This is a genomic window from Rhodobacter sp. 4.3.4 (assembly GCF_058724655.1).
The window spans coordinates 1,489,001-1,506,946 of the sequence record NZ_CM178967.1 but is presented as its reverse complement, the minus strand read 5'-3'; the positions used below and the strand labels follow the sequence as shown (position 1 = coordinate 1,506,946).

The window sequence follows — 17,946 nt, the reverse complement described above, 5'->3', positions numbered from 1 at the left end:
AACGGCATTGAAGTTATTCACTTTTTTGCCGTTTTTGTATCAGGGCTGCGGGGTGATACAACGTTCCCGTCTTGTTCCACACCCATGACGAGTCGCCGACGATCCGCCGCACGGGTGTAATGCTCGGCCTCGACCAGCGTCTGATGGCCGCCCCATGCCATGATCGCATGCGCCGATCCGCCCGATTCCGCGATCGCGGTGAGGCGGTATTTGCGCAGGCCGTGGGCGGATTTTTCGACCCCGGCCAGGCGCGCGGCCTCGCTGATCACGTTGCCAAGACCCTTCACCGATCGCACCCGCCCATTCGCCTCAAGGAAGGTGAAACCACCCGAGAGACAGGCCAGCGCCGCCTTGACGGTCTCGCGCTCGGCCGCCCAGGCCGCGGCATAGCCCGGCAGCGGATTGGACCAGGGCACCATCGCCGGATTGGCGGTCTTGCTCTGCCGGTAGCTCAGCACGCCGCCGTGGTCGATGTTGCGCGGGCCAAGGCGCACCGCGTCATTCGTCCGCGCGCCGGTCCAGCAGACCAGCTCGAAACAGGCGCGCTGCACGGTGCCGATCGGCCAGCGGGCGCGGAACTTTTCGACCTCGTCCTGTGTCCAGGCGGGAAAGCCCTCGGTCTTGACCTTGATGCGTTTAACGCCGATCGACGGGTCGGACTCGATCTCGCCGCGTCGCCGGGCGCCGCCCATCACCCGCCGCCACGCCTTGAGGCGCTTGTTCGCAGCATCGGCGGAAAGCTTGTCGAGATCGGCCTCGATATGGCGCGACCGCAGCCCCTTGAGCGGTGCCGTGCCATAGGCGGCCTCCATCGCGTCGAAGTCCCTGCGCAGGATCGACTGATACAGGCTCGACAGCTCGGCAAACGGACGGCTGGCTTTTTCGGCACGGATCGCGGCGGCAAGCGTTCCCGCTGCGACCGGCGCCTTGCGTGCAAGCGCGGCGGGGCCGGTCAGGCTGGCCTCGGCCGCCGCCCAGGCGGCGACGAAATCCGGGTGCGTCTCGGGCAGATCCGGCAAGCGGATGCCGCTGGCGCGGTGGTATTTCACCACGCGCTCGCCGCGACGCTGGCGCCGGACCCCCTTCAACTGGACACCCCAAACAGGTGATCGCATACCGTTTCCCCTTCGCTCTCGCCCTCAATGGGCAGCGCCGAGGCGAAGGCGTCAAGGTCGAAGCGGTCGTAAAGACGTTTCGCCCCCAGCTTTCGGCGCGGGATTTCAAGCAATCGCAAGGTGCTTTCGGAGACGCCAAGGTAATGCGCCGCCTCAGGCGCGGGCAACAGGCGGGGCACGAAATGCGGTTCGTGTTTACCCATCCGCCGCCCCCGTGCTAGGCTGGCCACGCCCGGTTGCGTCGGGAATCCGCGACGGCGCACCTGCAGGCGGCTCGTCCGAACTCCGCGCCTGCCGGGCATCCTGGCAAGCCCGTGCCCCCGGCCTTTCGTCCCAGGTGCGCCCGTCGAGCAGGCGGCCAGCGGCCTTCTTGCCGACCCGATAAAATCCTGTCGCCCGGCCTTCGGGCGATTGAAACATCCACTCACCCCATTGCTTGAAGTAGAACGCCACGCCCGCGCTTACGCACTGGTCGCGCAGGCTGCGCACCCAATCGGGGTGCATGGGCCGGGCGCGCGGGCCGCTCTCGCCGCCGACTATTACAAGGTCAAGGCCAGGTCCCCGAGGAAGCCCCGAGAGACTTGTTTCGGAAAACGACGTTCCGGTTAGCGCGTTCAGAACGCGAGACGATCCGCGAGCCTGCGTGATGCGCAGATCCAGCGCCCCCAGCAGCGGCTCGGCCGAGACGAACCGCGCGGCGGCGGGCGTGGCGAGAAGATGCGGGATCCGCGCATCTGCGGTGGCCTGATCCTCGATCGAGGTGCCGAGCCAGATGTTCTCCGGCGGCATCACTTCACAGTTGAAGGGATGGTACCCCAAGAGCCCGCCGCCGATCGATGGCATCAACGGCCTTCCTTTGCGGCGTTCGTCGAGATAGTCCCTCATCCGCTCCGGTCGCTTGGTCAGAACCTGGAAGGTGTGCTGGCGGCACTCTCCCATCACCGCAAACACCCGGTCAATCCAATCATCCGGCACGGCCTCGTGAAACAGATCGCCATGCGCGCAGACAAAGATCCGGCGCGGCGCGCGCCAGCGAAAGGGCTGGTCGAGCCAGCCCTCGTTGAACCGCACGTCGCCCGTCCAGACAGACCGCCCGCCAGTTTCGCGGGTCAGCCCGGCGCGGCTGGGGTGATGGCGCAGGCGCGATCCCGCCAGCCCCATCGCGTAGCAGTTGGTGCAGCCCGCGCTGACCATGCTGCAGCCGGTGATGATGTTCCAGGTGGCGTCGGTCCAGCCGATGAGGGTTTTGTCAGCCATGGGTGGCCTCCTGTTGCTGATCGACGAAGCCGCCCCATTGATCGGCGCAGGCCTCGGCGAGGCCCTGGAAGGTGCGGCTGCGGATCTTCCAGCGATCCGGCCCGGGGCTGGCGCGGTGGATCGCGGACCATTTCGCGTGCCGCTCCGGCTCTTCGGCTTTGCGCGGCGGCACCAGCTTGTTCGTCGGAACGAGGGGCGGCAGGCCGCGCAGATAAAAGCCGGTGGCCTTGAAGAACGGATCACCGAACCACCACGGCTGGACGATCTGCGGGCGCGGCAGATCCGCGGGCAGGCGTTCGCGCGCGTGCGGGTTCATCACCGGGTTCTCGACAGCCACGCGCGGCACCGGCGCCTGCCAGCAGGTCGCAAACAGTGCAGCCCCGCGGTCGAGGTCGGCCCACAGGAAGGCGAGCCGCTCCTCACGACTCATGTGCAGATAGGCCTCCCGCTCCGCCGCGGCATAGGTCTCCGGCAGGCGCTTCGAGGGCTCGTGCAGCCACCTGACGCCACTGTTGCACAGCCGCGTGCAAGGCGGGTGCATCACGGCGAGCAGATCCCAGCCGTCCGCCAGATAGTCGCGCAGGTCGCCGACAATGTGCCGGTTGCTGCCATCCTCGCTGGGGAGCAGATCGACGCTCCAGGCATCATGCCCTCGGGCCGAGAATGCGCGGCGCATCACGCCTGAGGTTTCGCAGCCGATCAGAACGCGCATCATTGCCATGCCGCGCAAATGAGCCACGCGCCCAAAGAGCCAAGCGCACAGCAGGCATAGGCTGGCAACAAGACGCTGAGCCCGTCCGTCACCCGATCGGGTCCGCCGTTTTCCGGATCGGCGATGATCACCCGCCTGATGGCAAGGATGCCAAAGACGGACACAAAAACAAGAATTGCCCCGATGATGGTCATATTTCGCTCCTGTCTCTCGGGATGCCGCCCCGCGCGGGGGCGGAGAAGGCCGGTCAGTAATCGGTCATCAGGTCTGCCCCGAGTGGGGTCACCCGCCAGACGCCGTGCCCGGTCGAGTTTTCAAAGCGAATCAGGCCTGCATCTCTGGCGGCGTGAAGCTCTCGATCCGATGCATTCGGGATGCCGGTTTTGTCGCGCATCACCGCCGCGACAGCTGGGCGGTGGTGTTGAAGATGCGCGAGCGGTGCGTCTTGGTTCATGTGTGCCTCCTTAGTTCTCTCTCCTGTCTCTCGGGATGCCGCCCCGCGCGGGGGCGGTCACCGGAGGGTCAGACGGCCTTCGCAACGACGCAGGCACGGGCCGCGGGCGGGCCAGCGGCGTGATTTTCAGCGCAAGGCCGCTCAGCAGGCGGGACATGATCTGCCCCTGCAGCCAGCCGCGACCGGCGGGGCTGTGATAGTCGATCTCGCACCGGCCGGTGTCGCGGATCACTTCGTCAAGCTCTGGGTCGATGACTTCGACGCGGACAGGAAAGGTCATGGGGGGCTCGCGTGTTGGGGGCTGCGGCGCGTGGAGGGGGGATGACGCGCCGCAGCCTTGCCCGTGCGGGTCAGCGCACGGGATCTCAGATCATGCCGAGGGCGGTTTTGTAGAGCTCGAGGATCGCCTCTTCCTCGGCCAGATCGTTCTTGTCGCGTTTGCGCAGGGCGATGATCTTCCGGATCACCCTGGTGTCATAGCCGCGCCCCTTGGCATCGGCCATAATGTCCTTCTGCTGCGCGCTGATGTCCTTCTTTTCAGCATCAAGCTGCTCGTATTGCTCGATAAACTGGCGCAGCTCGTCGGCGGCGACGGCATAGGCGCGATCGCGCACCGCGCGATCGGCGGCCGTCTCTTTCATCGGGGTCTGGTCCAGCATCCTGTGTCCTGGAAAAAGGGCCCGGGCGCGGTGTCGCTTGAACGCCCGGGCCAGTTGCCCGGCCGGGAGTCAGCGGCACTCGGGATAGAGGGGCGCCGCCGCAAGGGCCGGGTGGCAGATGTGCGGTTCGAGCGCGAGGGTGAGGTTCAGCGCGGTGCGCAGGCCAAGATGGCCAAAGAGCAGCGTGGCCGCGAGGATCGCCGCATAGGCGGAAAGCGAGAGAGAGGGGTGATGCGACGTGGCAAGCCCGTCGCGCAGTCGCAAAAATCTGGGTTCGTCGCGCCGCATCACTGCCTCCTGTGTGTGGTGATGGCTGTCTGGCCCACGATCTGCCTTGCGGGGTCTTCGGTGGGCGATGCGGGAAAGCTAGGCGGTAGTTTTACCGCTGTCAATAGATAAGCGGTAATTGGACCGCCGTCGCCAACTTCAGCAGATGGCGCGCAGCACCAGGGCCAGAACAGCAAAAAGCCCCGCCGAAGCGGGGCCAGAGAGGCGCATGACGAACGAAACCCGGAAGGACGGCGCCTCGCAAAGGCGCGCGGAGCGGATCAATCAAGCATGATGGCTGCGCCGCACATACTCGCGCGGCAGACTGAAGCGCACCGGAGCCGCCCATTTGAGACGTACGCCGTGCATGTTCTCAGCCTCGGGGTTCAGGGATATCAGGCTGAAGGTGCCCTCTTCGGCGCCCACCTTGATATGCTTGACCCATGCCCGGCCGCTCTCGTCTTCACAGACGCAGATCCTGCCGATGGCCTCGACCGGCACGCCGACTGCATCACGGCTGTAAAACAGAACGGAACCAGGCTCATAGGTCGGGATCATGCTCGTCCCCGCGACCTCGACCGCAACGATCCCATGCGGGTTGATCTGCGGCGGGCAGATAACGTGGTAGAGGCCGTCCCCCTTGCAATAGGCATCAACCAGATCGACCTTCGCGCCAGCGCCAACCCGACCAGCGACCGCGATGGTGGAGACGACGGGACGGATGGACTGGGCGTCTTCAATGCCGTGCAGAAGCCACAGCTCCGATACCCCGAGCGCGGTGGCAACCTTGCTGATGGAGCTGACGTTTGCGCCCGCGACTTCGTCGCCAGCCTCGAAGCGACGGCGCCAGTTGCGAATTCCATCTTTCGACAAACCGGCGGCCTTTGAGAGTCCCGCTTCCGAGAGTCCCAATTCGTTTGCCCTCTTGGCAATGCGCGCGAGAACGTCCCCCATGTCCATGCGGTAAAAATTACCGCAGGTACTGGAATCCGCGTAGCGGTAAGATGACCGTTTACAAGGCGGTAAAATGACCGCATTATGCGCGGCATGCAAACTATCGAAACACTTCTCGCTCGGGCTGATGCTTACAAAGAGGCCGCTGGTGTTCATCACGACAGCACCGTCTCGCATCGCGTATTTGGCGACAGCAAGAAGCTGACCGCCATCAGGCGCGGTGCAGACATCACCCTGCGCAGGTTCAACGAGGCAATGCGCTGGTTCGACGAAAACTGGCCTTCCGCCAATGAAACGCCTCCACTCCAAAATTCCTTGACCGATACGCGGCATCCTGACGGTGCGGAGGGACCTCTCCCATGAGAAACGGCACTTTGATCTCGCAAGAAGATGCGGCGCGGCGGATCGAGGATGCGCTGCGGCTGCGGGTCGGGCGGGGGCGGCGGTTCTCGTTTCCGGCGCTGTCGGATGCGACGGGCATCCCGACGCGGACGCTGGAGAGCTATGTGCAGGGGGCGACGCCGCAGCTGAACGCGCTGTTGTCGATCTGCTCGGTGCTGGGGCCGTCCTTCACCAGCGACATTCTGGCGGCCTGCGGGCAGATGGCGCATGAGGCGAACCCGGGCGACCCCGAGCATCTGCGGGTGGCGGCCTCGCTGGGCGAGCTGGTGATGCAGATTTCCGAAGCGGTGGCAGACGGTTACGTCGATCACCGCGAGGCGGCGCAGATGCGCCCGCTGGCGGCGCGGCTGATCGAGCTGCTGGAGCCGCTGGCCCATGACCCGGCGGCGCGGGGGCGGCCATGAGCGGCGCCCCGGCGGTGGTGATCGATGGCGCCAGCGGCACGGCGCGGATGGCGCTGCGGATCGAGACCGGGCGGATGGCGCGGTTTCTGGGGCTGATGCGCGACCGGCTGGCGCTTTTGGGCGATGGCGAGATCGACGCGGTCGAGCGGTTTTGCGACGCCGCGGGGCTGGTGCGGCTGGTGCAGGCACCGCCCGAGGGCGGCGCGCTGGTGCTGCTGGCGGTGCCGAGCCTGCGCATGCTGCATTTTCTGGACCGGATCGGCTGCGCGCCCTGGGCGGCGCTGGCGGTGGCCTTTGCCGGGGTCGATGTGCCGCCCGAGGCGGGCGAGGTCGATGACCTGCTCGCGCGGGCGTTCTGAGGACGGGAGGCGGCACGATGGGCATGAAGCTGATCAGCGGGCCGCGGGCACAGGGCGAGGTGATGCTGTCGCCTGTCGGCGGGGCAGTTCTGAATGCGGGGAGGATCTGCGATGGTTGAGGCATTCCATGGGGCCGGGGCACAGCGCGCCACGATCTTCAAGCCGGTGGGCGCCGAGGAGATCCGCGACTATCCGCTGTCGAACGAAGACCGGCTCGACAGCCATTATTTCGTGCCATGGGAGCGGCGGCGCTGGCTGAACTCCGACATGCGCTTGCGCGGCACGGCCGAATGCCGGGCGCTTTATCTCGATCTGATCTTCATCTCCTATGACCAGTCGCCGGTCGGCACGCTGCCGATCGACACCGATATTCTGGCGCGGCTGGTGATGGTCGATCCGGTGCATATGCGGGCGCTGTGCAGCCTGCCCTACGGCCCCCTGCACCGCTGGGAACGCTGCCGCTGCGATGGCGGCGAGATCCGGTTGATGCATCCGATGGTGCTGCGCACCCTGACCGAAGCGATCGCGCGCAAGGAAGACAACCGCGCGAAGAACGAGGCGGCCAATGCCGCCAAGCGCCGCCAGCGGCTGCGGATCACGATCTCCGGCTATGCGGCGGATCTGGCCAAGAACGACGCGGCGCTGCTGTTCATGGATGAATGGCTGGTGAGCCAGGGCTGCGAGTACCGGTCCTCGGCATGGGTCGAGCGGGCGCTGGCGGCCTGGTCGGATCACATGCTGGCGCTGACCATGCGGGCCAGATCGGAACGGCAATAACTGTCCAAGATTGTCCGAAAGACAGTGTCAAGACAGTCTCAGACACTCTCGGACTGTCCTGCACGACAGAGAAAAGGACAAGACATTGAAAGGGATAGAGGCCGATCCTCAGACAGACCCGAACGGGCGAACCTGTGGATATGTGGATAAGTGCTGAGAAAGGAGCAGGGACGATGACAGGGCAGGACAAGGAACAGGACGGGGAGCGCCCCGACGGTGAACGGCCGGACGGGGGCCGGAGCGAGGCGCGTGTGCGCGCCGAGTTGCTCGGGCCGATGGCCGGGCTGCGGCGCAGCCGCAAGGTGACGGCCGAGGACCATGCCCGCGATCAGGCGATGATCGCGCGCAGGCTGTCTTACATGAGCCGACAGAACCTGCGGGGCCTGTGCGAGATGGCGCTCAAACAGGCGCGCGGGGTCTGGCCGGAACCGGCGCTCTTGCTGAGCTGGGCCTATGGGCTGGAGCAGCCGCCGCCGCAAAGAAGCGATTACGTCGCCTCGTTGCTGCGCTCGGCGGCGGGGCGCGAGGCGCGCGACGGCGGCTATCTGGTCGAGCTGATGCGGATGGCCCGGCGGCTCGGCCCGCCGCCCGGGCGCTACATGATCTCGAAGCTGCGCGAAGAGGCCGCCGACAATGCCCGCCGCCGCGCCGGGCTGCGCCAGATGCTGGAACGCGGCAGCAGCCTGCGCCGCGAGGATCACGCCTGGCTGGAAGCCTATCACGCCGATCTGGCGCTGGCGGAAGCGATGATGAAGAGTTCGGACGCAGAGGATCGCGCGGCATGAGCCTGATGACATTTCCCGGGGGACGGGTCGTTCCCGCGAAGGTTCTGGCGGATCTGGCGGTGCGCCATCTGACGGGCACGGCCGATCCCGCGGCGATCCGGGCGCTGGCCGCGCGCGATCGGGCGCAGTTCCGTTTCTGGGTCGAGGTGCTTGACTGGGCGCTGACGACGAAAGCGGTGGAGCGCAGCGAGCTTTGGGCGCGGCGGGGCGGCGCGGGCGGCCCGCTGGAGGTGGTGCTGTCGGTGACGCGGATGCAGGCGCTGGCGCAGGCCTGCGTGATGGCGCGGGCGGCAGCGCCGCAAAGCTGCGGGCCGGAGATCGCGGCCGCGCCCGCGCGGGGCGCCGCGCTGCGGTTTCAGCCGGTCGCGATGGTGCCGAAGGGCGCGGAGGGCTTCGCGGCGGAACCGGCGGGCTATCGCGGCCGCGATGCGGTGCGGCGGGCCGATCTCTTCGACAAGATGGAACGGGCGGCGCAGCGGCGCGGTCAGGCGGCGCCGTTCTCGCCCGGGCAGGTTCTGGCGGGGCGCAGCTATGCGGCGCTGGCCGAATTCGTCTCGGCGGGCGGGGTCAAATGCTCCAGCCTCGAAGGGCGGCTCGGCGGCGGCGGCGCGGGCGGGCTCGACTGGATCGAACGGCACGCCCAGGCGGCGGTGCGGCTGGCGCGGATGCGGGCGCTGATCGGCCCCGGCGCGGCGCTTTCGGTGCGCCGGGTGCGGCCCTCGAAACGCGCCGAAGAGGGCGGCGCGCGCACCATCGCGGACCGGGCGCTGGTCGATGGTTTCTGCCTGCAGGGCCAGAGCCTCGGCGATGTGCTGCTGGCGCATGGCTGGGCGAAGAGCGGGCAGAACATCGAAGTCCTGCGCAAGGCGCTGGCGGCGGCGCTGGAAAGGATGCGACTTTGCGCTTGACCGTTAAATCGCGAATGCGTATGGGTTTTGCATGATCTCGAATTGCGCCCGAAGGCTGACCGGCCTTGCGGGCGTTTTCATTTTCCGGGGACGGCATGGCGATCAGGAAGCTGTGTTCGGCGCCGGGCTGCGAGGCGCTGGCCCTGCCCGGCGGCTCGCGTTGCCCCGAACATCTCGCCCGTGACAGGGAACGCAAGGCCAAAGCCGCGCGCTCGGCCGAAGCCACGCGCTGGCACACGCTTTATCAGGATCCGCGCTGGAAGCGGGCGGCGGCGGCCTTTCTGGCGGCGCATCCGCTTTGCGCCGATTGCGCCGAACTGGGCGTGATCGAAGCCGCGCGCGAGGTCGATCACATCACCCGCCACAAGGGCGATGCGCAGAAGTTCTGGGACCGGACGAACTGGCAGCCGCTGTGCAAGCGCTGCCATTCGCGCAAGACCGCGCGCGAGATCTGGCACGGCGCGGACTGAGCCTCCCCCGGGGGGTATCCGGAATTCGGCCCCCTTCCCTCCGCACCGGCGGGAGGAGGTTCGTTTTCGCGGCCGGGAAATTGGGATCAAAAACCCACTTGGAAGAAAGGAACACGAGGGCGGCATGCGCGGCGCGAAAGGCAATCTGAGGATCGTCACCCCGATGAAGGGCGAAGACGAGGCCAGTCCGGCGCCGCCCGACTTCATGAGCGCGGATGCGCGCGAAGTCTGGCTGCGGCTGGCCCCGCAGCTGATCCGGCTCAAGCGGCTGGAGCCGCATTATCACGAGCTCTTCGCGGGCTATTGCGAGGAGGTCGCGGTCTATATCGCGATGACGCGCGATATCGGCGAGAATGGCGTGACCTATGAGACCGGCGCGGGACGCAACGGCAACCAGAAGCGCACCCGCCCCGAGGTGCATCTGCGCAAATCCGCGCTCGAAGGGATGATCCGGCTCGGCGCGCTTTTCGGGCTGTCGCCGATCGACGAGAAGCGGCTCGGCGCGGCGAGCCAGGGCGATCTCTTCGAGGATCTGATGCGGGCGGTGAATGCGCCATCCGCTTGATCACCCGGTCTCGCGCTATGCGACCGATGTGATGGAGGGGCGGATGGTGGCGGGCGAGCTGGTGCGGCTGGCCTGCGCGCGCCATCTGCGCGATCTCGACACCGGCGCCGAACGCGGGCTTTACTTCGACTGCGCCGCCGCCGACCGGATCGTCAATTTCGCGCGGATGCTGCAACATACGGTCGGCCCGATGGCGGGCAAGCCGCTGGAGCTGCAGCCCTGGCAGGTGTTCCGCCATGGCTCGGTCTTTGGCTGGAAGCGCGAGGGCACGGGGCTGCGCCGGTTCCGCTCGACCTATCACCAGGTCGGCAAGAAGAACGGCAAGACCACCGATACCGCGGTACCGATGCTGTTCACCCAGCTTCTGGACGGCGAGGCGGCGCCGCAGGGCTTTTGCGCGGCGACGACGCGCGATCAGGCGGGGCTTCTGTTCAAGGAGGTGGGGCGGATCATCAGGCGCTCGCCGATCCTGCGCGAGTTTATGGCGCCGATGCGCCACGAGATCGTCACGCCGCGGGTGGACGGGGTGATCAAATGCCTGTCGCGCGACGGCGATTCCAGCGACGGGATCAACCCGAGCTTTCTGGCGCGCGACGAGATGCACCGCTGGACCGACCGCGAACTGGCCGAGACCATCGTCGAGTCGATGATCGCGCGGGCGCAGCCGATCGACTGGGTGATCACCACCGCGGGCCATGACCGCCATTCGCTCTGCGGCGAGCTGCGCAACTATGCCGAGGGCGTGCTGCGCGGCGCGATCACGGACGACGCCTTTTTCGGCTTCGTCGCCGAGCCGCCCGCCGATTGCGACCCGCTCGATCCGGCCTTCTGGCCGATGGGCAATCCGAACCTCGGCGTGTCGAAGCCGATCGAGAAGATGCACGAGGCGGCCTCGAAAGCGGCGGCGATCGCCGCCTCGATGCCGAACTTCAAGCGCTTCCACTGCAACCTCTGGACCGAGGGCGAACAGATGTGGATCGCGCGCGAGAGCTGGGATCAGGGCGCGGCCGATGCGCCTTTCGATCCCCGCATGCTTTACGGCCGCGATGCCTGGGTGGGGGTGGACCTGTCGAACAAGATCGACACCACGGCGATTGTCGTCGCGGTGCCGCTCGACGGGCTGATCTACCTGATCGCCTACACCTTCCTGCCTGCCGGGCCGAAGGGCTTCATCGTGCGGGCGCAAAAGGAGAAACGGGAATATGTCGCCTGGCGCGACCAGGGCTGGCTGGAGGTGCATACCGGCGGCTCGATCGACGAGGCGCAGATCGAGGCGCGGATCGGCTGGATCGCCAAAAAATTCGCGGTGCAGGAGATCGCCTATGATCCCTGGGGGATGAAGTACATGGCCGACCGGCTGGCAAAGCAACGCCTGCCGATGGTCGAGCACCGGCAGGGCTTTGCCAGCATGTCAAACCCGATGAAGCGGGTCGAGGAACTGGTGGCGCAAAACCGCATCCGCCACGGCGGCAATCCGGTGCTCGCCTGGCAGGTGGGCAACGTGCATCGCGACGAGGATGCGGCCGAGAACATCAAGCCGAACAAGAAACGCTCGACCGGGCGGATCGATGCCGCGGTGGCGATGATCATGGCGGTGGGACGCGCCGCCGCGGGCGAGCGCAGGCGCAAGCAAGCAAGAGGGGTGGAGACATTATGAACCTGCGCGGTCTTCTGGGCCTGGGTGCCCGTGCCACGTCGCCTGCCATGCCGCCTGCCGCGGCGCGGATCGAACCGGCGCTGACCGGACTGGCCTTGGGGCGGGCGACGGCGGGCGCGGCCGCCCTGCCCGTCTCGCACGATGCGGGCTGGCGCGAGTTCGGGATCGCGGGGGCAAGCCGGGTGCGCAGCCTGCCGCGGGTGACCCCCGATCTGGCGCAAAAGCATGCGACCGTGGTGGCCGCCTGCACGGTGATCGCGGGCGATCTGGCAAAGCTGCCGCTAGGTGTGTTTCAGCGCGACGGCAGCGGGCGCGAGGTCCGGCTGCGCGAGCATCCGCTTGATCACCTGCTCAATGCCGAGGCCGCGCCCGGCGTGCCCGCCCATGTGATGCGCTTTGCCATCGGCTATGCCTTCACCCTGCGCGGCCGCGGCTTTGCCTTTGCGCCGCGCGACGGCGCGGGCGAGGTGACGCTGATCGAGGCGATCCGGCCCGATCACTGCACCGTGCTGCGCACCGGGCGCGAACGCTATTACGAGTTTGAGGACGGCGCGCAGGTACACCGCCGCGTTTCGGGGCGGGTGATGGCGCATCTGCGCTACATGGCCGAGGACGGCTGGACCGGGCGCAGCCCGATCGAGGTGGCGGCCGAGACACTGGGCATTGCCCTTGCGCGTCAGGAGGCGGCGGCGCGGCTGGCGGGCGGCAAGGGCTTCAAGGCGGTGGCGAAGCTCGAGGATTTCGGCGCCGATGACGAGACCTGGCAGCGCGCGCGGGCGCGGCTCAAGGCGGCGATGGCCGAGGATGCCGACGAGGGCGTGCTGATCATCGGACAAAGCGACGACATCAAGTCGCTTGGCCTCTCGGCGGCGGATCTGGAGCTGCTGGCCTCGCAGAAGTTCGACCGCGAACAGATCGCGGCGCTCTACCGGGTGCCGCCCGCCAAGCTGCAGATGCTCGAATACGGGGTGAAGGCGAACGGCGAGCAGCAGGCGCTGGATTACAAGGCCGAATGCCTGACGCATTGGGGCAAGTTCCTTGAAACGGGTCTGGGCCAGGGGCTGCTCAGCGAGGCCGAGCGCCGCGCCGGGCTGTTCCTGCGCCACCAGTATGACGCGCTGCTGATGGCGACGACGAAGGAACGCTACGAGGCGATCACCAAGGCGGTGGGCGGGCCGATCCTGACGCCCAACGAAGGGCGCGCGATCGAGGGCAAGGACCCGATCGCGGGCGGCGACGTGCTTTATCCGCCGCCGAACATGACCCGCAAGGACGACGGCGCAACCGGGAAGGAAGGCTGAGAGATGGGCAGAACGGTTCGGGAGGTGCTGGCCGCGGGCGGCGGGCTGATGGCGCTGGACACGGCGCGGGCCGCCGAGCTTCTGGCAACGGCCTGGCCCGCGGCGGCGGCAACAGGGCCGCAGGTCCTGGCGGGCGATCTGACGCGCTACACGCGCGAGCGCGGCCTTGCGGTGATGCCGGTGCGCGGCCTGCTGACGCCGAATTCGGAGCTTCTGGAACGCTATCTGGGCTGGGCGACCTATCGCGGCATCACCGAGGCCTGCGCCGAGCTTGCCGCCGATGAGGCGGTGGCGGCGGTGGTGGTCGAGTTCGACACGCCCGGCGGCTATACGCTTGGCATCGGGGATGCGGTGACGGCGCTGCGCGATCTGGCGGCCGTGAAGCCCGTCCATGCGCTGGCCGCGCCGCTCGCCGCCTCGGCGGGCTATTGGCTGGCCAGCCAGGCGCGCGAGCTGGTGATGACGCCCGGCGCGGCAGTGGGATCGATCGGGGTGGCGGTGACGGCGGCGGCCAATGTCGCGCCGGGGGCCGCCTCGGGGGTGCAGCTCTTCGATTTCACCTCGCGCCATGCCCGGGCAAAATGGCCCGATCCGGCGACCGAGGACGGCAAGGCCGAGATCCGCCGCAGCCTTGATCAGACCGAGGCACGGTTTCACGCGGCGGTGGCGGAAGGGCGCGGCATCGCGCCCGAAGATCTCGCCGCGCGGCTTTCGGTCAGCGACGATCCGGCCGATGGCGGCGCGGTCTTTGACCCCGCCGAGGCGCTGGCGCGTGGGCTCGCCGACCGGATCGAGACCCGCGCCGCCTTTTATGCCCGGATGCGGGCCGCCCATGCCCCCGCCCCCCGCAAGGGGATGGCGCGGGGGGCGCGGGCGCTGGCCGCGGCGGCCCGGGCGAAGGCCCGTCTTTAAGACATCCCGGGCGCAAGCCCGTCTCTGAGACATCCCGGCCCCGGCCGGTGTGACCCCGCGCGCGGTGGCGGCGGGGAATGTGGCTGCGCGCCCGGCGCCGCGGCCTTTGATCCCGGAAAGTTTGATCCCGGAAAGGAAGAACGATGACGATCGATGATCTGCGCCGCGCGCGAAAGGCGGCGGCGGATGGCATGGCCGAAAAGGCCGAAGCGCTGGCCGCGCTGGAAGCAGCCGAGACGCCCGATGCGGCGGCGATCAGCGCGGCGGAAACCGCCTTTTTGGCGGCGCAGGGCGCGTTCGAGGCCGCCGACAAACAAGTGAAGCGCGCCGAGGCGGTGGAAGCCGCGCAGGCCGCCGCCGCGGGGCCGGGCGACACCGATCCGGGCGCGACCCCGGGCGCGAACCTTGGGGCGGGCGCGGCGGCGGTGCCGAAAGACCCCGCGCACAAGGGCATCGAGGTCGGGCTGATCGTCGGCGCGCTCGCTGCGCACAAGGGCGATCTGGGCCGCGCCGTCGCCCAGCTGGACCGGGCGGGCTTTGGCCAGGTCGCGGCCGCGCTCAACGCGACCGAAGTGACCGCGGGCGGCGTGACGGTGCCGCGCCCGCTGGCCGCGGATCTGATCGGGATGCTGCGCCCGCGGGTGGTGATGCGCCGCGCCGGGGCGCGGGTGGTGCCGATGCCCGCGGGGCAGCTGCGCAAGGCGCGTCAGGCGGGCAGCGCGAGTGCGGGCTATGGCGGCGAGACCGTGGCGCCGCGCGCCAGCGCCCCGAGCTTCGATGCCGTCGACCAGAGCTTCAAGAAGCTGCGCGCGCTGGTGCCGATCTCGAATTCGCTGCTCTCCTATTCCTCGCTGCAGATGGGCGCGCTCGTGCGCGATGATCTGCTCAAGGTGATGGGCGCGCGCGAGGATCTGGCCTTCCTGCGCGGCGACGGCACGAACGAGGCGCCCAAGGGCGCGCGCAACTGGATCCCGGCGGGGCATTGGCTGGGCGCGGTGGCGGGCACCGACGCGCTGGCGATCGACAAGGCGCTGCGCAAGCTCGTCTCGCTGGTCGAGGATGCCAATATCCTGATGGTCACGCCGGGCTGGATCATGCGCCCGGGGGCGAAGAACTTCCTTGCCGCGCTGAAGGACATGCATGGCAATGCGCTCTATCCCTCGATCGACGCGCGCGGCGAGCTGATGGGATTTCCGATCCACACCACCACCCAGCTGCCCAACAACCTCGGCGCCGGGGCGAACGAGACCGAGGTGATGTTTGCCGATTTCTCCTATCTGGTGATCGGCGAAAGCGGCCTGTTGCGGATCGCGCAATCGACCGAGGCCGCCTATCTCGACGCCAATGGCGAGATGCAATCGGCCTTTGCCAATGACCAGACGCTGATGCGCGCCATCGCCGAGCATGACTTTGCCCCCGAACATGAGGTGGCGATCGCCGGGCTGCAGGGCATCGGCTGGGCGCTGTGATCCCCCCGGGCCGCGCCCGGTCGCGGCCCGCCTTCTGACCGGAAAGGAATGACACATGGCCAGGCTGGTCACGGTAAGATTTCTGCGGGGCTCCGCGCCCTACAACACCGGCGAGATTGCCGGGTTCGAGGCCCCCGTCGCGCGCGCGCTGATCGCCAGCGGCGCGGCCGAGGCGGTGAAAGCCGCGCCGCTGGCGCCCGACCCGGCCGCCGGGCGGGAAGCCCCCCAGCGCGTGGTGCTGACCTTCCTCGCCGCCGCGCCGCCCTATCATGCGGGCGATGTGGCGGGCTTCGATCCGCTTGAGGCCGCGGCGCTGGTGGCCCGGGGCAAGGCGGTGCCGCTCGCCGCAGGGACGGCGGCCGGGGATGATCCGGCCGAAGAAGAGGCCTGCGACGCGGAAGAGCCCGCCGCCGATCCCGGCGCGGAAGGCCCCGATGACGGGATCGACGACGACGCGGCCGAGCCGGAGTTCGTGCTCGTCGATCATGACGACGGCGCAGGCGAAGACCTTGACGATGACGCCGAAGACGGCGCCCCGCCGGTGCAGGGGCGCGCGGGCTGATGCGCGTTCTGGGAGCGGTCCCGGCCGCGGTCAGCGTGGCGGAGTTCAAGCGCGCCACCCATATGGACGAGGGGAGCGAGGACGATGCCGCCCTCGCCGCCTGTCTGGCGGCGGCGCAAAGCCTGGTCGAACAGGCCACGAACCGCCCACTCGGCCCGCGCGAGGTGGAGATCACGCTGGAGGCCGTGCCCGGCCTGCGGCGCTGGTGGTTTCCCTGCGCGCCGGTGCTGTCGGTGGCGCAAGTCGTGGTCGAGACCGAAACGGGCGCGCAGGCGCTTGACCCGGGGCGCTGGCGGCTGCGCCTCGCCCATGACGAGCCGCGGCTCGACTTTGCCGCGGGCGCGCTGCCGTCCATCGCCGCCCCCTGCCCCGTCACCGTCACCGCCACGGTCGGCGCCGATCCCGGAAATCCCGCGCTCCTGCCGCTGCGCCAGGCGATCGTGCTGATCGCGCGGGAATGGCACGAGGCCGGGATCACCATCGCGGGCGAGGCGGCAAGCCCCGGCGCGCTGTCCTTCGGCGCGCGCGCGATGCTCCGGCACGCCCGCTATCTGCGCCCGCGCGTGTTTTCGGGGGGCTGAGAATGGGCGAGCGCCTTGACACAAGGGCAACGATCCTGCGGCCGCGGCTCGGCGATGACGGGCTGAGCCGAACCTTCACCGGCTGGGAAGAGCTGGCGACCCTCTGGGCTAGCCTGCGCGAGAGCCTGGGCGAGGAAGCCGCCGCGGCCGGGCAGATCGGGACGCGGCGCGGTGCAAGGTTGCGCCTGCGCGCCTCTCGCCTCGCCCGCCAGATCACCGCCGCGGACCGGGTGCGGGCGCGCGGCCAGCTTTGGGAGATCCGCGGGATCTGCGCCCCGGGCGCCGGGCTGATCGAGCTTTCCCTTGCGGCGGTCCCAAACCGAAAGGAGGCAGTATGACCGGCACGGTGAAGCTGGAAGGGTTCCGCGAGCTCGAACAGGCGCTGGCGCAGATCGAAAAGACCGCCACGGCGAAAGCGGTGATGCGCCGCGCGCTGAAGACCGCCGCCCGGCCGGTGGTGGATCTGGCCGCGGCGCTCGCCCCCGAGGGGCCGACCGGCAAACTGAAGCGCTCGATCAGCATCAGCACCAAGCTGAGCAAGCGCCAGCAGCGGGCAAACCGCAAGCTGCAGGCCGAGGGAAAGGCCGCGGTCGAGATGTTCCTCGGCCCCGATTACAAACTGGCGGGCAATCACGCCCATCTGGTGGAATTCGGCACCAAGCCGCACCGCAACCGCGGTCAGTTCGCCGGAACGCAGCACCCCGGCACCGCACCCCGCCCCTTCCTGCGCCCCGCCTGGGAGGCCGAGGGCAGACCCACCCTCGATCGGCTGGGCAAGACGCTCTGGGTCGAGATCGAAAAGGCGGCCAGGCGGGCGGCCGCAAAGGAGAAAGGCTGATGGAACAGGAAAAGGCGCATCCCGATGATGTGGTGAAGCTGCTGGCCGATCTCGCCGCGCAGCATGGCTACCGGCTGGTCGGGGTCGAACTGGTGGCGCGCAAGCCGCTCGGCGCCGCGCTGCCGCGTCACAGCTACAGGATCTTCTGATCCATGGAAGAGAGCTTTGAAGACAGCTTTCGCGCCGCCCTCTTGGCCTCGGACGCGGTCACGGCGCTGGCTGGCGACCGGATCGATTTCGGCGCCAACCCGCTGGACACGGCCTGCCCGCGCCTCGTGCTCTGGACGATCTCCGACACCGGCGGGCTGCTCCTGTCCGGCCCCGATGGCGTCTCCCGCGGCCGGGTCCAGGTCGATTGCTACGGCGAGAGCTATGGCGCAGCCAAGCGCCTTTCCCGCGCCGTGCGCGCCGCCCTCGATGGCTACAGCGGCGGCGGGTTTCAGGGGGTCTTTCACGCGGGCACGCGCGATTCACACGACAGCGAGGCCCCGTTCCGGGTCTCGCTCGATTTCATCACGGTTTACACCAGCTGAGGAGG

The 17,946-nt window shown here is 68.5% G+C and carries 28 protein-coding genes; 18 read left to right on the top strand and 10 right to left on the bottom strand.

Features of this window, described 5'->3' with window-relative positions:
• Positions 1 to 17 precede the first annotated feature (17 nt).
• The 10 genes from AC4PTB_RS07325 to AC4PTB_RS07280 all read right to left on the bottom strand — a co-directional run bounded on the left by AC4PTB_RS07325 (position 18) and on the right by AC4PTB_RS07280 (position 5,424).
• Positions 18 to 1,115: a tyrosine-type recombinase/integrase gene (locus AC4PTB_RS07325; RefSeq protein WP_492192357.1), complete on the bottom strand. Its 1,098-nt coding sequence runs from the start codon at positions 1,113 to 1,115 to the stop codon at positions 18 to 20.
• Positions 1,085 to 1,318 carry a helix-turn-helix domain-containing protein gene (locus tag AC4PTB_RS07320; RefSeq protein WP_492192356.1) on the bottom strand — a complete coding sequence of 78 codons (234 nt, stop codon included), beginning with the start codon at positions 1,316 to 1,318 and terminating at the stop codon, positions 1,085 to 1,087. The genes AC4PTB_RS07325 and AC4PTB_RS07320 overlap by 31 nt, the downstream gene beginning before the upstream one ends.
• Positions 1,311 to 2,372 carry a DUF5131 family protein gene (locus AC4PTB_RS07315; RefSeq protein WP_492192355.1) on the bottom strand — a complete coding sequence of 354 codons (1,062 nt, stop codon included), beginning with the start codon at positions 2,370 to 2,372 and terminating at the stop codon, positions 1,311 to 1,313. Before AC4PTB_RS07315 ends, AC4PTB_RS07320 begins: the two co-directional genes overlap by 8 nt.
• Positions 2,365 to 3,084: a hypothetical protein gene (locus tag AC4PTB_RS07310; RefSeq protein ID WP_492192601.1), complete on the bottom strand. Its 720-nt coding sequence runs from the start codon at positions 3,082 to 3,084 to the stop codon at positions 2,365 to 2,367. Before AC4PTB_RS07310 ends, AC4PTB_RS07315 begins: the two co-directional genes overlap by 8 nt.
• On the bottom strand, positions 3,084 to 3,278 hold the full coding sequence (locus AC4PTB_RS07305; protein WP_492192354.1) for a hypothetical protein: 195 nt from the start codon (positions 3,276 to 3,278) through the stop codon (positions 3,084 to 3,086). Before AC4PTB_RS07305 ends, AC4PTB_RS07310 begins: the two co-directional genes overlap by 1 nt.
• A 53-nt stretch (positions 3,279 to 3,331) precedes the next feature.
• Positions 3,332 to 3,538 (bottom strand): hypothetical protein, encoded by a 207-nt coding sequence (locus AC4PTB_RS07300; protein ID WP_492192353.1) that lies wholly within the window; start codon positions 3,536 to 3,538, stop codon positions 3,332 to 3,334.
• A 10-nt stretch (positions 3,539 to 3,548) separates the two neighbouring features.
• Entirely contained in the window at positions 3,549 to 3,818 is a 270-nt protein-coding gene (locus AC4PTB_RS07295; RefSeq protein ID WP_492192352.1) for a hypothetical protein, read from the bottom strand.
• 85 nt (positions 3,819 to 3,903) lie between these two features.
• Positions 3,904 to 4,179: a DUF2312 domain-containing protein gene (locus AC4PTB_RS07290; protein ID WP_492192351.1), complete on the bottom strand. Its 276-nt coding sequence runs from the start codon at positions 4,177 to 4,179 to the stop codon at positions 3,904 to 3,906.
• Between the two features lie 87 nt (positions 4,180 to 4,266).
• Complete coding sequence (locus AC4PTB_RS07285; RefSeq protein ID WP_492190228.1) at positions 4,267 to 4,485, bottom strand: hypothetical protein; 219 nt, start codon at positions 4,483 to 4,485, stop codon at positions 4,267 to 4,269.
• 264 nt (positions 4,486 to 4,749) lie between these two features.
• On the bottom strand, positions 4,750 to 5,424 hold the full coding sequence (locus tag AC4PTB_RS07280; protein WP_492192350.1) for a S24 family peptidase: 675 nt from the start codon (positions 5,422 to 5,424) through the stop codon (positions 4,750 to 4,752).
• 87 nt (positions 5,425 to 5,511) lie between these two features.
• On the opposite strand from AC4PTB_RS07280, the gene AC4PTB_RS07275 reads away from it, so the two are divergent.
• From AC4PTB_RS07275 to AC4PTB_RS07190, 18 genes are all read left to right on the top strand, one after another.
• Positions 5,512 to 5,781, top strand: a complete 270-nt coding sequence (locus AC4PTB_RS07275) for a hypothetical protein (RefSeq protein WP_492192349.1) — start codon at positions 5,512 to 5,514, stop codon at positions 5,779 to 5,781.
• Positions 5,778 to 6,224, top strand: coding sequence for a hypothetical protein (locus tag AC4PTB_RS07270; protein ID WP_492190230.1), 447 nt, complete (start codon positions 5,778 to 5,780; stop codon positions 6,222 to 6,224). The genes AC4PTB_RS07275 and AC4PTB_RS07270 overlap by 4 nt, the downstream gene beginning before the upstream one ends.
• Positions 6,221 to 6,583, top strand: a complete 363-nt coding sequence (locus tag AC4PTB_RS07265) for a hypothetical protein (RefSeq protein ID WP_492192348.1) — start codon at positions 6,221 to 6,223, stop codon at positions 6,581 to 6,583. Before AC4PTB_RS07270 ends, AC4PTB_RS07265 begins: the two co-directional genes overlap by 4 nt.
• A gap of 111 nt (positions 6,584 to 6,694) precedes the next feature.
• The gene (locus AC4PTB_RS07260; RefSeq protein ID WP_492192347.1) at positions 6,695 to 7,360 is read left to right on the top strand and encodes a hypothetical protein; all 666 of its coding nucleotides are present in this window, start codon (positions 6,695 to 6,697) and stop codon (positions 7,358 to 7,360) included.
• 173 nt (positions 7,361 to 7,533) lie between these two features.
• Positions 7,534 to 8,145, top strand: a complete 612-nt coding sequence (locus AC4PTB_RS07255) for a hypothetical protein (protein ID WP_492192346.1) — start codon at positions 7,534 to 7,536, stop codon at positions 8,143 to 8,145.
• Positions 8,142 to 9,053 (top strand): hypothetical protein, encoded by a 912-nt coding sequence (locus tag AC4PTB_RS07250; RefSeq protein ID WP_492192345.1) that lies wholly within the window; start codon positions 8,142 to 8,144, stop codon positions 9,051 to 9,053. The genes AC4PTB_RS07255 and AC4PTB_RS07250 overlap by 4 nt, the downstream gene beginning before the upstream one ends.
• Before the next feature lie 95 nt (positions 9,054 to 9,148).
• Positions 9,149 to 9,523: an HNH endonuclease gene (locus tag AC4PTB_RS07245; RefSeq protein ID WP_492192344.1), complete on the top strand. Its 375-nt coding sequence runs from the start codon at positions 9,149 to 9,151 to the stop codon at positions 9,521 to 9,523.
• 124 nt (positions 9,524 to 9,647) lie between these two features.
• Complete coding sequence (locus tag AC4PTB_RS07240; RefSeq protein WP_492192343.1) at positions 9,648 to 10,088, top strand: phage terminase small subunit P27 family; 441 nt, start codon at positions 9,648 to 9,650, stop codon at positions 10,086 to 10,088.
• Entirely contained in the window at positions 10,072 to 11,745 is a 1,674-nt protein-coding gene (locus tag AC4PTB_RS07235) for a terminase large subunit (protein ID WP_492192342.1), read from the top strand. Before AC4PTB_RS07240 ends, AC4PTB_RS07235 begins: the two co-directional genes overlap by 17 nt.
• Positions 11,742 to 13,046, top strand: a complete 1,305-nt coding sequence (locus AC4PTB_RS07230) for a phage portal protein (protein ID WP_492192341.1) — start codon at positions 11,742 to 11,744, stop codon at positions 13,044 to 13,046. The genes AC4PTB_RS07235 and AC4PTB_RS07230 overlap by 4 nt, the downstream gene beginning before the upstream one ends.
• A 3-nt stretch (positions 13,047 to 13,049) precedes the next feature.
• The gene (locus AC4PTB_RS07225) at positions 13,050 to 13,958 is read left to right on the top strand and encodes a S49 family peptidase (protein WP_492192340.1); all 909 of its coding nucleotides are present in this window, start codon (positions 13,050 to 13,052) and stop codon (positions 13,956 to 13,958) included.
• Between the two features lie 143 nt (positions 13,959 to 14,101).
• Positions 14,102 to 15,427, top strand: coding sequence for a phage major capsid protein (locus AC4PTB_RS07220; RefSeq protein WP_492192339.1), 1,326 nt, complete (start codon positions 14,102 to 14,104; stop codon positions 15,425 to 15,427).
• 55 nt (positions 15,428 to 15,482) lie between these two features.
• Complete coding sequence (locus AC4PTB_RS07215) at positions 15,483 to 15,989, top strand: hypothetical protein (protein WP_492190241.1); 507 nt, start codon at positions 15,483 to 15,485, stop codon at positions 15,987 to 15,989.
• Complete coding sequence (locus AC4PTB_RS07210) at positions 15,989 to 16,570, top strand: head-tail connector protein (RefSeq protein WP_492190242.1); 582 nt, start codon at positions 15,989 to 15,991, stop codon at positions 16,568 to 16,570. Before AC4PTB_RS07215 ends, AC4PTB_RS07210 begins: the two co-directional genes overlap by 1 nt.
• 2 nt (positions 16,571 to 16,572) lie before the next feature.
• On the top strand, positions 16,573 to 16,908 hold the full coding sequence (locus AC4PTB_RS07205) for a phage head closure protein (protein ID WP_492190243.1): 336 nt from the start codon (positions 16,573 to 16,575) through the stop codon (positions 16,906 to 16,908).
• On the top strand, positions 16,905 to 17,408 hold the full coding sequence (locus AC4PTB_RS07200) for an HK97-gp10 family putative phage morphogenesis protein (RefSeq protein WP_492190244.1): 504 nt from the start codon (positions 16,905 to 16,907) through the stop codon (positions 17,406 to 17,408). The genes AC4PTB_RS07205 and AC4PTB_RS07200 overlap by 4 nt, the downstream gene beginning before the upstream one ends.
• Complete coding sequence (locus tag AC4PTB_RS07195) at positions 17,408 to 17,557, top strand: hypothetical protein (RefSeq protein ID WP_013067714.1); 150 nt, start codon at positions 17,408 to 17,410, stop codon at positions 17,555 to 17,557. The genes AC4PTB_RS07200 and AC4PTB_RS07195 overlap by 1 nt, the downstream gene beginning before the upstream one ends.
• Before the next feature lie 3 nt (positions 17,558 to 17,560).
• Positions 17,561 to 17,941 (top strand): DUF3168 domain-containing protein, encoded by a 381-nt coding sequence (locus tag AC4PTB_RS07190; RefSeq protein ID WP_492190245.1) that lies wholly within the window; start codon positions 17,561 to 17,563, stop codon positions 17,939 to 17,941.
• The last annotated feature ends 5 nt before the right edge of the window (positions 17,942 to 17,946 follow it).

What these genes read in the sequence shown, in the direction of transcription:
- AC4PTB_RS07215 (WP_492190241.1), top strand. Translation starts at nt 15,483, where the DNA reads ATGGCCAGGCTGGTCACGGTAAGATTTCTGCGGGGCTCCGCGCCCTAC.
- AC4PTB_RS07260 (WP_492192347.1), top strand. Translation starts at nt 6,695, where the DNA reads ATGGTTGAGGCATTCCATGGGGCCGGGGCACAGCGCGCCACGATCTTC.
- AC4PTB_RS07205 (WP_492190243.1), top strand. Translation starts at nt 16,573, where the DNA reads ATGGGCGAGCGCCTTGACACAAGGGCAACGATCCTGCGGCCGCGGCTC.
- AC4PTB_RS07195 (WP_013067714.1), top strand. Translation starts at nt 17,408, where the DNA reads ATGGAACAGGAAAAGGCGCATCCCGATGATGTGGTGAAGCTGCTGGCC.
- AC4PTB_RS07295 (WP_492192352.1), bottom strand. Translation starts at nt 3,818, where the DNA reads ATGACCTTTCCTGTCCGCGTCGAAGTCATCGACCCAGAGCTTGACGAA.
- AC4PTB_RS07270 (WP_492190230.1), top strand. Translation starts at nt 5,778, where the DNA reads ATGAGAAACGGCACTTTGATCTCGCAAGAAGATGCGGCGCGGCGGATC.
- AC4PTB_RS07290 (WP_492192351.1), bottom strand. Translation starts at nt 4,179, where the DNA reads ATGAAAGAGACGGCCGCCGATCGCGCGGTGCGCGATCGCGCCTATGCC.
- AC4PTB_RS07255 (WP_492192346.1), top strand. Translation starts at nt 7,534, where the DNA reads ATGACAGGGCAGGACAAGGAACAGGACGGGGAGCGCCCCGACGGTGAA.
- AC4PTB_RS07300 (WP_492192353.1), bottom strand. Translation starts at nt 3,538, where the DNA reads ATGAACCAAGACGCACCGCTCGCGCATCTTCAACACCACCGCCCAGCT.
- AC4PTB_RS07240 (WP_492192343.1), top strand. Translation starts at nt 9,648, where the DNA reads ATGCGCGGCGCGAAAGGCAATCTGAGGATCGTCACCCCGATGAAGGGC.
- AC4PTB_RS07235 (WP_492192342.1), top strand. Translation starts at nt 10,072, where the DNA reads ATGCGCCATCCGCTTGATCACCCGGTCTCGCGCTATGCGACCGATGTG.
- AC4PTB_RS07310 (WP_492192601.1), bottom strand. Translation starts at nt 3,084, where the DNA reads ATGCGCGTTCTGATCGGCTGCGAAACCTCAGGCGTGATGCGCCGCGCA.
- AC4PTB_RS07320 (WP_492192356.1), bottom strand. Translation starts at nt 1,318, where the DNA reads ATGGGTAAACACGAACCGCATTTCGTGCCCCGCCTGTTGCCCGCGCCT.
- AC4PTB_RS07280 (WP_492192350.1), bottom strand. Translation starts at nt 5,424, where the DNA reads ATGGACATGGGGGACGTTCTCGCGCGCATTGCCAAGAGGGCAAACGAA.
- AC4PTB_RS07225 (WP_492192340.1), top strand. Translation starts at nt 13,050, where the DNA reads ATGGGCAGAACGGTTCGGGAGGTGCTGGCCGCGGGCGGCGGGCTGATG.
- AC4PTB_RS07210 (WP_492190242.1), top strand. Translation starts at nt 15,989, where the DNA reads ATGCGCGTTCTGGGAGCGGTCCCGGCCGCGGTCAGCGTGGCGGAGTTC.
- AC4PTB_RS07230 (WP_492192341.1), top strand. Translation starts at nt 11,742, where the DNA reads ATGAACCTGCGCGGTCTTCTGGGCCTGGGTGCCCGTGCCACGTCGCCT.
- AC4PTB_RS07250 (WP_492192345.1), top strand. Translation starts at nt 8,142, where the DNA reads ATGAGCCTGATGACATTTCCCGGGGGACGGGTCGTTCCCGCGAAGGTT.
- AC4PTB_RS07285 (WP_492190228.1), bottom strand. Translation starts at nt 4,485, where the DNA reads ATGCGGCGCGACGAACCCAGATTTTTGCGACTGCGCGACGGGCTTGCC.
- AC4PTB_RS07220 (WP_492192339.1), top strand. Translation starts at nt 14,102, where the DNA reads ATGACGATCGATGATCTGCGCCGCGCGCGAAAGGCGGCGGCGGATGGC.
- AC4PTB_RS07275 (WP_492192349.1), top strand. Translation starts at nt 5,512, where the DNA reads ATGCAAACTATCGAAACACTTCTCGCTCGGGCTGATGCTTACAAAGAG.
- AC4PTB_RS07265 (WP_492192348.1), top strand. Translation starts at nt 6,221, where the DNA reads ATGAGCGGCGCCCCGGCGGTGGTGATCGATGGCGCCAGCGGCACGGCG.
- AC4PTB_RS07305 (WP_492192354.1), bottom strand. Translation starts at nt 3,278, where the DNA reads ATGACCATCATCGGGGCAATTCTTGTTTTTGTGTCCGTCTTTGGCATC.
- AC4PTB_RS07245 (WP_492192344.1), top strand. Translation starts at nt 9,149, where the DNA reads ATGGCGATCAGGAAGCTGTGTTCGGCGCCGGGCTGCGAGGCGCTGGCC.
- AC4PTB_RS07190 (WP_492190245.1), top strand. Translation starts at nt 17,561, where the DNA reads ATGGAAGAGAGCTTTGAAGACAGCTTTCGCGCCGCCCTCTTGGCCTCG.
- AC4PTB_RS07325 (WP_492192357.1), bottom strand. Translation starts at nt 1,115, where the DNA reads ATGCGATCACCTGTTTGGGGTGTCCAGTTGAAGGGGGTCCGGCGCCAG.
- AC4PTB_RS07315 (WP_492192355.1), bottom strand. Translation starts at nt 2,372, where the DNA reads ATGGCTGACAAAACCCTCATCGGCTGGACCGACGCCACCTGGAACATC.
- AC4PTB_RS07200 (WP_492190244.1), top strand. Translation starts at nt 16,905, where the DNA reads ATGACCGGCACGGTGAAGCTGGAAGGGTTCCGCGAGCTCGAACAGGCG.